The sequence below is a fragment of the Micromonospora deserti genome (genome assembly GCF_003236335.1).
Taxonomy (GTDB): Bacteria; Actinomycetota; Actinomycetes; order Mycobacteriales; family Micromonosporaceae; genus Micromonospora; species Micromonospora deserti.
Genome location: NZ_POUB01000496.1, coordinates 1 through 1,588, shown reverse-complemented (window position 1 = coordinate 1,588; position 1,588 = coordinate 1). Strand labels below are relative to the sequence as shown.

1 protein-coding gene is annotated in these 1,588 nt (G+C 69.1%); it reads right to left on the bottom strand.

Translation table 11 applies throughout. The annotated features are described in order from the left end of the window. Positions 1-10: 10 nt before the first annotated feature. Positions 11-1,474 carry an NF041680 family putative transposase gene (locus tag C1I99_RS31500; protein WP_111137767.1) on the bottom strand — a complete coding sequence of 488 codons (1,464 nt, stop codon included), beginning with the start codon at positions 1,472-1,474 and terminating at the stop codon, positions 11-13. Between the last annotated feature and the right edge of the window lie 114 nt (positions 1,475-1,588).

Genomic DNA, 1,588 nt, shown 5'->3' with positions numbered 1-1,588 from the left:
AGCTTGATCTTTAACCTGTGCGGCGGGGGCGGGGATTCGTGGTCTTCGTTTTCCTCGTGCCTGGCGGCTTGGCATCCTTTGTGGTCACGGTATGGACGTCGTAGCGCGGGGTGGGGTGACTGTTGCGGCGGCCGGGTGGTCTGCCTGGGCCTGGCCGGGAGGGTTTCGGTGCACCGGCGGGACAGGGGAGGTTCGTGCGGAGGTGCCGAAACCCTCGGCGGACGCGGGCGGGTGATAGACGCTCGGGTGGTGCCGGTTTCTCCCAGGGGCGGCGCAGGTCGGCGGCCAGGGCGCGGGCCAGGCGGAGCTGCGTGTAGGCGGCGAGGATCAACCCAGTCCAGCGGTCGGCTGCCTGTGGGGTGCGGATCTTCGGACAGGTCCAGCCGAGGGTCTGTTTGAACAGGCGGAACGTGTGCTCGATGTCGAAGCGGCGCAGGAACGTCTGCCAGAGCCGGTCGACGTCGGCGCTGGTGGCGTCGACGCCGGACCACCACAGCCATACCGGCTTCGGGGTCGCGCCGCTGGGCAGGTGCTCGACCTCCAAGTGGATGACGGTTCCCTCGATGACCGGCAGCACCTTCGCCGAGGCGATCCAGGCGGATCGGTGGGTCAGCCGGGGGTGCAGCCGGTCCCAGGCTCGGGCCCTCGCCGTGCCGTAGAGCCGGGTGTCGGCCACCGTGGTGACGTCGAATTCACTCCAGGTGGCGGGATCGCCGAAGACGAACTCGCCGCCGTGCCTGCGCGGTCGGCCGATCGTCGCGGGCTGCCGGGGCGGCACTGCCCGGCGTAGTACCCGGTCTGAGCGCATTCGAGCCAGGACCTGCACGGGTAGATCACGCAGGAGGAACGCCAGTCGGGGCGCGTCGTAGCCGGCGTCGGCCACGACCAGGATCTCCAGGTCGCCGGGCCGCCACTGCCCGGCCGCGATCAGTCGCCCCACGATGTCTCGCAGCTGCCCAGCGGTGATCGTGGCCGCGTCATCGCCAGGCGCCAGCCGCTGTGCGTCCAGCGGCGCAGTCCACGAACTACGGCCCGACTCCAGGGCGACGACAATCGAGTACGGCCACCCGGGGATTGGGATGTGCTGGTCCTTGCCACGACCGTAGGTGTGGCACAGGATCCGCTGCGGCGAGGTGTGCGCGTCCGGCCGCAGCCAACAGGTGATGTCCACCGCCAGAACAAGACGCCCGTCGGCCGCCCGCGGCAGCGGCACCGCGGCCAAAGCGGTCCGCAGCCGGTCGATGTCCAGCCGCCCGCAGGCGAGAGCGTCATACAACGCCCCGTGACCGCGGCGGTGCTCACCCACCAGCGACAACTCCACCAGCGACCGGACCGGCCCGTCGGCACACAACACCGCCTCGGCCAGGTCGAACAACGCATCCGCCCGCCCGGTCAAACAGCGGTAGAACTCCCGCCGGAACCTCGCCAGCTCCCCGACCACACCGGCCGGACCACGGTCATGCACACTGATCACCGAGACAGCCCTTGGTTATTGATCATCTTCCCTAGACAAGAAGAATGATCAATCAAGGGCTGTCCCCATGATCAGCCGGGGTCACCGCCCAGCCACCGCTGGTTAAAGATCAAG